This is a genomic window from Methylobacillus methanolivorans (assembly GCF_054588515.1).
Genome location: NZ_BAAILT010000002.1, coordinates 1,577,031 through 1,585,406 on the forward strand (window position 1 = coordinate 1,577,031; position 8,376 = coordinate 1,585,406).

The following is an 8,376-nucleotide window of genomic DNA, read 5'->3' on the forward strand; positions in this document are numbered from 1 at the left end:
CCCATTCCCCGCATCATAGTGTCATGACGATAATATCTCCTGCTGATGACAGGCGAAAAACGCCATAATGTCTTTTTCTGGCAGGGGCCGACTGAAATAATATCCTTGGGCGCTATCGCATCCTTGGGCGCGTAGGTATTCTAATTGTGCTTCTGTCTCCACTCCCTCGGCCACCAAGCCCAAGCCCAGGATCCGAGCCAATGCAATGGTCGCAGCACAAATCGCCGCATCATTGGGGTCGGTTTCTATATCCTTGACGAAGGAGCGATCTATTTTCAGGCGTGTCAACGGCAACAATTTGAGATAGCTTAAGGAAGAATAGCCCGTCCCAAAATCATCAATCGCTAACGCAACGCCTTTATTCCTTAATTTTTTCATGCGCGGGATGGTTTGCTCGGGATCATCCATCGCTGCACTTTCAGTAATTTCCAGCTCCAGCATGCCTGGCTTGATATTGTGTGTAGCAATCAAATCATCAATCAGGCTGAACAAGTGCCTTGATTTTAATTGACGCGCAGAAATATTGACAGAAATACACACCTCATCCAAGCCCTGTTGACTCCACTGGCTAATCTGCCGGCATGCTTCCTTGAGCACCCATTCTCCCAGCGGGATAATGAGATTGGTATCTTCCGCAACCCGGATAAACTTATCCGGGTATACCATCCCCCATTCAGGATGATTCCAACGCACCAATGCCTCCATGCCAATCATGCGTCCGCTGGCAATCTCTACCTGGGGCTGGTAATGCAGCTCAAACTCTTCGCGCAATAATGCCTGCCGGAGATGATTTTCCATATGCAGGCGCTCATTGATTTCTTCCCGCATTTTCTCGGTAAAGAATTTGAAGTTATTTTTGCCTGAGGACTTCGCTTCATACATCGCCGTATCAACATTCTTGAGCAGGCTATGCGCATCACTACCATCGTGTGGATAAATACCAATGCCAATGCTAGATGAAGAATGCAGCTCATATCCTTCAATCAGGTATGGCTGCGCCAGACGTTGCAAGACCTGCTCCGCCATTTTCCCTACCCGTTGCGATACCAACTCCCCATCAAGTACGAGTACAAACTCATCACCACCCAGCCGTGCAACCATCCCCTCTTGTGCCATACAGTAGACCAGACGCCGCGCCACCTCCACCAGCAATTGATCTCCCACATGGTGTCCCAAGGTATCATTAATAATCTTGAAATTATCCAAATCCAGAATCATCACCCCAATCACTTGGGCTTTTGCCAACCGCTCACCCAACCAGTTATACAGGCTCATCCGGTTTGGCAATCCAGTCAGGGTGTCGGTGTGAGCCAGGTCATGAATTCTCGCCTCATTGGCTTTGCGCTCGCTGATGTCGCTAAAGGTATTGATATAGCAATCAGCATGGCCATCCATACCAACAACAGTAGTAATGGTCAGCGCTACTGGGAAGGTGTGCCCTAACTTATGCCGCATTACGGTTTCGCCTTGCCAAATTCCTGTCTCAGTGACTGAAAAATAGGCTTGCTGCCGGCTTTCCGACATATCCTGCTCAGCGGCAAGAAAACTCACAGGCATCCCCAACAACTCATCTGCCGAATATCCTGTCAGCGCTGTCACTGCGGGATTGATACCAATAACCTCATCGCTGGGGCTGGCAATCAGCATGCCTTCACTAGATGAGGTAAACACACTCGTTGCAAGACGGGTTCGGGCATCGCGCTGGCGCAATTGCTGGATAGTACGCAGCCAGACATAGGTTAGGGTTGCAAGAGCCAAAGCCAACAATCCTCCAACCCAGACAATCCAGTCATCTGGCTTGGCAAGGTAGCCCCACCCATTGGTGGGTATGCTGGCCAATTGCCAGAAGGATTGACCATCCAGACTAATGTCCAGCAAAACCGGGTTACGGCTAAACAAAGCACTGTCGCCACTAATCATTTCTGCATGACCGCGTGCATCAAGACGACGCAAGGCATAGCTGAGGACGGGGCCATGCACCTCAAGGCCTGCCGCTTGCAACAGGCTGTTGATATCCAGCGCTATCGTCGCAGTACCCCAGTAGGACTCATTGCCAGCCTGGTCAAACACGAATAGCGGCAAGCGATGCACCATGCCGCGCCCACCTTGTACCAGATCAATTGGGCCGATTAACTCCGGATGCCTGGATTCCTCTAAAGACACTTCATGATCATGAGAGGTTGCCTGATAACGTAATCCAAGCAACCTCTCATTACCAGCCAATGGATAAACGTAGCGCACCACATTGCCTGGTGCCATGGTGATGGTTTTAAGGTGACGCCCATAATGCACTAGGCTGGCTACAACACGATTAAAACTATCAGTATTGAAATTGGGGTTAGCCGCCACATAGGTAGATATTCCCAAGCCAAGATGAATAGAGCTATTCAACTCTCCTTCAATGCGAGCACGCACGCCCGCTGCCAGCGTTGACACATAATGGCGCTCATCCTTGATCTTGGCTTGGTGATCCACATGGTGGATATAGAATGCAACGCCCAGCAGACAAACACCGATTAGGGCCGCCACCATCAGGGGGGAGAAAAATCTCCACCCACCTGGCGCAATGCTAAATTGGCTGCCCTGGTCAGAAAACATGTTTTTTTAGAGTCTTTGGCCCAGAAAATATAGCGCTTATTGTAACTTGGCTTGTTGCATCATTTTATCAACAAGGAGGAAAGGAACTTTGTCCCTTGGTCAATTAACGGCACTCTCTTGAAAAGATTGAGTATTTGGCATCCCTGCTTGGCGCATTTCATGCTTGAAACTTCATGATACTGCACCCCAGCAAGGAGAACCCGATCATGCCTCTCATCCTTCTGATTGCCTTAATGGCATTATTACCACTGGTCATGACCAGTGCATTGACACATATTTTGCTGGTCAGCATTTATGCCGGCCTAGCACACCTACTGACCTTTATGGTGATCACCATCCTGCTACAGTACATCATGCGCTGGCAACAAGTGGCAAAATGGCGCGCAAGGCGCGCTACGCTGATGACATCCGCTACTGCCAGACATAACCAAGATTAAAGATCAAAGCACTATCCGTACTCTTACGCCCTTCTGCTGGCTGGCCTGCCCAATCCAGATTGTATTGGATAGATGCGTTGAAATTATTGATGATAGGGAAACGCAAGCCTGTCTTGGTGAATGCCAACGCATTACTTGCACTATCGAGGCCCAGTAACACTTCGTGCTCATGGAAAAACTGGGTGCTACCACCAAAAATGCGGTGGTCATACTTTAAAGCCCAGCGTGCGCCTGGATAGCTTTCATTTTCCGCATCATAATAATTAACCGTTACATAGTTCAGACCACCTTCGACAAAAAGATTGCGGTCTGGTCGTTCGTATATCTGGTAACCACTACCAATACCTGTCATTGTCCGTAGCTTGATATCACGGAAGCGATCATTTTCCAGCGTGTTATTGGCATAGACATACCACTTATTGCTGATGAAGCGATCCAGCTTAATGGAAGATCGGTTATTAAATTGGGTATTCTCGCCATTGTTGGTTGCGCGATTGACTACAGCAGCCACTGTCAGACGATGGTTGAGCGTACGTGCTATCGACTCTCCATCAAGACGGAGCGTGGTGGTATCGGTATTACCCTGCGTCACCGAGCCGCCCAGATTGATACGGCCACTCCAATTCACCCCGACACCAGATAATTCGGGCGTGGGATTGATATACAGTAAGTCGGCCAGGGGAATCTCTTTTTCTTCGTATTGCTTTTTGCCATCCTCATCATCGTCATCCAGTTGTGCCAGCTTGATGGTCGCCTTGCCTGAATCATAACTTTCCAGCGTCGTCTTCAAGTTACTGCGGTCCGTCAGCGTCACAGCAAGCGGCTCATCTGTCTTGATTGTCTCAATCTCAGACCAAGTGACCTGGATATCACCCGCATAAGAGGTCTTGAACACAACCTTCTCATTGAACTTGCGAACCACTTTACCAGTGATCACATCACCATTCTTAAGACGAATTTCATCAGCTGCAGCTGATAATGGCAACGCACTCACACTTGCCACCACAAGGTAGGCAACACTCAATCGATTCAACACAACACGATACAAAATTAATCCTTTCTGACGCTATCCTCTGAGACATTGAGGAATCAGGCCCGTTATCCATACATGATGATCTGCATTTCACTTGCAGGCACAAGGAGCGCACGATGTGTGGCACATTATCTTGACGATCACGATTCACAGGGCACCTTGGCAAGCCTCCCCGATAGACTCACCCATTGCTGACATAAGCAGGTGGGCAGATGAATATTGCTTGAGTGACAACTCTTGATATTGTTAATCACTATTATTTTATTCTGGCATGCCCAATGAGATCAAACACAGGGGCTAGAGTTCCACATCGCTCAACCACGACTCGCTACGACCACCACGGCGATTGTGCGAGAATAGCCGGAAAACAATATTGCATCTTGAGGAAGAATACGCATGAACAAGCTCACTATCATCCTGCTTGCATCGCTAATGCTATACGGCACCAGCGCCATGGCTGTATGCAAGGATTATGGCAACTTCAAGCCCGAGCATGGTAGCGAGGTGATTGGCGGCGTGGTGTTTGCCGATTACAAAACAGACAAGATCGACGCCTATTTTTACGGCGATATGTGCTGGACCACCTCTGAAATTGCCGAAGAAGGCAATCGCCGCATTTTCTACAAGCTGATTGCCAGCCGCGATGCCAATGGCCGCATTGCAAGCTACGTGCCCCTTGCAGAATCAGCGCCCTCGATGTTCACCTGCCCGCAAGGCAGCGTGCAAACTTCGTCAGACGGCTATTTCGACAAGATCGATGGTCCCAAGGCCGGCTTTCACACCTTTGTGTGCAAAACAACGCCTATCGCGCCATAAGCCTGACATCTGCAGGCTGCATCATGACGGTCAAGACACAAACTCAGGCATGAAGCCCCGCATAAAGTTATAATAATCGACTTTTTTACAATACCAATACCGTGCCATGCTTGGTTACCCTCCGGGCGACGGTGAGAAAAAGAATGAGCCCATACCAGAAAATTGCGACTGACGATGTTCGCATCAAGGAAATCAAGGAGCTGAGATTACCGTCCGAGCTGCTTGAAGAGCTGCCTGCCAGCCAGGCTGCCACAGACAATATCGTGGCAACCCGCAGCGCCATTCATAAAATCCTACATAGCGCCGATGACCGCCTGCTTGTCATCATCGGCCCCTGCTCTATTCACGACTATGACGCAGGCCTGGAATATGCCCGCCGCTTGGTCGCCCTGCGCGCGCGCTTCGAGCATGAGTTGTTGCTTGTCATGCGCGTCTACTTCGAGAAGCCGCGCACCACTGTCGGCTGGAAAGGTCTGATCAATGACCCTTTCCTCGATGGTAGCTACCGCATCAACGAAGGTCTGGAACTGGCACGTAAATTCCTGCTGGACGTCAATGACCTCGGCATGCCTGCCGGCACGGAGTTTCTCGACGTCATTACCCCACAATACACTGCCGACCTAGTCAGTTGGGGAGCGATCGGTGCGCGCACCACAGAGTCGCAGATACACCGAGAATTGGCTTCAGGCCTCTCCTGCCCGGTAGGCTTCAAGAATGGCACAGATGGCAACATCCGCATTGCCGTGGATGCCATCAAAGCCGCAGCGAGCCCGCACCACTTCCTGTCCGTGACCAAGGAAGGCCGCTCTGCCATCATCTCAACCAGCGGTAATGAAGATTGCCACGTGATACTGCGCGGTGGCAAAACCCCGAACTACGATGCTGCCAGTGTGGAAGATGCCGCGCGCGAGCTTGCACATTCTGGCTTAGCCGCTAAAGTCATGATCGACTGCTCGCATGCCAACAGCCTCAAGCAATTCAAGCGCCAGATCGATGTTGTTGCCGATGTCGCCAGCCAGATCTCCAGCGGCGATGACCGCATTGTCGGCATGATGATCGAGTCGCACATCAACGAAGGCCGACAGGACTTAATCCCCGGCTGCCAGCTCGAGTACGGCAAATCCATCACCGACGCTTGCCTGGGTTGGGACGACTCCATCACCCTGCTCGACACCCTTGCCGAAAGCGTACGCCAGCGCCGCAAACGCCAGGCAGAAACCGAGTAATTCGCGCAGGTATCGCATGCAGCCCAAGGCTTCATGGCGGCTGATGCAAGCGAGCGACTTGCCAGCCGTCATACAAATAGCGGCCCAGGTACATCCCGGCTACCCTGAGGATGAAGCCATCTTCATTGAGCGTCAACGGCTATATCCGCAAGGGTGCTGGGTACGACAACACGCAGGCAAACTCTGCGGCTACCTGATTAGTCATCCCTGGGAGCTGGGCACACCACCATCCCTCAACAGCATGCTACATGCATTGCCCAACCTAGCTAACAGCTACTATCTGCATGACATTGCACTGCTGCCTATCGCACGCGGCACAAACGCCACAGGTGAAATCCTCGCTCATCTCTATGCGCATGCGCTCGGTGCAGGCTTGTGCAACCTCTCGTTGATCGCGGTCAATCAATCATCCCATTTCTGGCAGAAGCAGCGATTCCAACCAGCCAACCATCTCGTCCCTGCCGCTAAGCTAAGTAGCTACGATGTGGACGCATGCTACATGGTGCGCACATTGACATCACCCAGCATTCAAAAAAGTATCACCGCATAAAAAGCCCGGTATCACCGGGCGAAAAGCAACCAGTACGCGAGCGCTTAATGCATATGGGTAGATGCTGCTCGCCCTAGCTTGGATTCGCGCATCAACATCAAGGCCAAGCCAGCGCCAATGGCAGCCGCAGCCGCGCCAAGCAAGAAGGCCAGTTGGTAGCCTGCCAGCAAAGCGACAGACAAGGCATTGCCCTGCGCCAACGATTGCTGACTCATCAGCGCAGCCAAACTTGCCAACACAGCCAAGCCAACTGCACCGCCCATCATAAAAGCAGTATTCACCATTCCCGACGCCAGGCCAGAATCCGCAGGAGCCACATCATTCATTGCCGCCAAGAGCAAAGGGTTAAAAGCGATACCACCGCCAAGCCCCAATAACACCATGGCGGGAAAAATATCGCGCCAGAATTGACCATCTAACGGCGCACAAGCAAACCATCCCAAGCCCCCCGCAGCTAATAGCAACCCTAGGGTTAACGATGCACGGATACCAATCCGCATGACCAGCCATGCTGACAACCCGAGTGAAAATAAAGCCATCACCACATTTGCCGGCAGAAACGCAAGCCCCACTTGCAAGGCGTCATAACCCAGCACAAATTGCATATACAGCGCGGACATGAAGAACCAGGCAAACAAGGCTGCTGCCCATAGTACAGCTACCACATTGGCCACCGTCACATTACGCTGCCGGAACAAACTCAAAGGCATCAATGGCGCAGCCACGTGCAACTGCAACCCGATAAACCACGCAAACAAAAATGCCGCCACGGCGAACAAACCCAATGTCTGTACAGACAGCCATCCAGCTTCATTGCCATTCACAATCGCATACACCACCAACATCATTGATGCCGTGATGCTCATTGCCCCGCCAATATCCAGCTTTTGTGGGCGTGATTCAGCCATGTGTGCCGGCAATAACTTCCAACACAGAATATAGACCACGATACCGATAGGCAGATTAACCAGAAAAATCCAGTGCCAACTCCAAGTGCTAGTCAGTACGCCACCCAGCAATACGCCCAGACTACCCCCACCAGCGCAGACGAAACCATACACTCCCATCGCCTTGGCCCGCTCGCGTTGCTCTGTAAACAAATTCATGATTAACGACAACGCCACTGCAGACACGACCGCCCCGCCCAGGCCTTGCACAGCGCGTGCCCAGACCAGTTGCTGCTGCGTCACTGCCATACCGCAAACCAGAGATGCCATCGTAAACGAAGCAATGCCGATCAAGAACAAACGCCGCTGCCCGAAAAAATCCCCCAAGCGACCACCCAGTAGCAAAAAACCACCGAAAGTGAGCATATAGGCATTCACCACCCAAACCAGCGAAGTTTCACTAAAGCCAAGATCAGCGCGGATCGATGGTAAGGCCACATTCACAATCGTGGTATCAAGCACAATCATCAACACGCCAAAACATAAGATCATCAGCGCCAGCCAGCGGTTATGAATAGATGGATGATGACCTGCCTGCATAACGCAACCTCACAAAAAATCAAACCGCTTAGGAAAAAACAACGTGAAAGACACTGCAATCGCAGCCTTGAAACGAAAAAAGGTTACGCAATTGCGTAACCTTTTATAAAACTGGTGGGCCGTGCGGGACTCGAACCTGCGACAAACGGATTAAAAGAGTCATTTAATCAATCCCTTAATTGCCCAAAGCTATACTACGCAAGGGTTTTAGCCGATTACGGACGGCAGA

The 8,376-nt window shown here is 51.1% G+C and carries 7 protein-coding genes; 4 read left to right on the forward strand and 3 right to left on the reverse strand.

Annotated features, from left to right (window positions below):
- Positions 1-21 precede the first annotated feature (21 nt).
- Positions 22-2,598 carry a bifunctional diguanylate cyclase/phosphodiesterase gene (locus tag LG202_RS08760; RefSeq protein ID WP_230348004.1) on the reverse strand — a complete coding sequence of 859 codons (2,577 nt, stop codon included), beginning with the start codon at positions 2,596-2,598 and terminating at the stop codon, positions 22-24.
- A gap of 206 nt (positions 2,599-2,804) precedes the next feature.
- On the opposite strand from LG202_RS08760, the gene LG202_RS08765 reads away from it, so the two are divergent.
- On the forward strand, positions 2,805-3,035 hold the full coding sequence (locus LG202_RS08765; RefSeq protein WP_230348005.1) for a hypothetical protein: 231 nt from the start codon (positions 2,805-2,807) through the stop codon (positions 3,033-3,035).
- Here the strand turns inward: LG202_RS08765 and LG202_RS08770 are convergent.
- Entirely contained in the window at positions 3,010-4,083 is a 1,074-nt protein-coding gene (locus tag LG202_RS08770) for a DUF481 domain-containing protein (protein WP_230348006.1), read from the reverse strand. The two genes, LG202_RS08765 and LG202_RS08770, sit on opposite strands and share 26 nt — an antisense overlap.
- Positions 4,084-4,464: 381 nt before the next feature.
- On the opposite strand from LG202_RS08770, the gene LG202_RS08775 reads away from it, so the two are divergent.
- From LG202_RS08775 to LG202_RS08785, 3 genes are all read left to right on the forward strand, one after another.
- Positions 4,465-4,884, forward strand: a complete 420-nt coding sequence (locus tag LG202_RS08775; RefSeq protein ID WP_230348007.1) for a hypothetical protein — start codon at positions 4,465-4,467, stop codon at positions 4,882-4,884.
- Between the two features lie 143 nt (positions 4,885-5,027).
- Entirely contained in the window at positions 5,028-6,110 is a 1,083-nt protein-coding gene (gene aroG, locus LG202_RS08780) for a 3-deoxy-7-phosphoheptulonate synthase AroG (RefSeq protein WP_230348008.1), read from the forward strand.
- 16 nt (positions 6,111-6,126) lie between these two features.
- Positions 6,127-6,660: a GNAT family N-acetyltransferase gene (locus LG202_RS08785; protein ID WP_230348009.1), complete on the forward strand. Its 534-nt coding sequence runs from the start codon at positions 6,127-6,129 to the stop codon at positions 6,658-6,660.
- Positions 6,661-6,704: 44 nt separating this feature from the next.
- On the opposite strand, the gene LG202_RS08790 is transcribed toward LG202_RS08785, so the two are convergent.
- A complete protein-coding gene (locus LG202_RS08790; protein ID WP_230348010.1) occupies positions 6,705-8,147 on the reverse strand; it encodes a DHA2 family efflux MFS transporter permease subunit in 1,443 nt (480 codons plus the stop codon).
- Positions 8,148-8,376 lie beyond the last annotated feature (229 nt).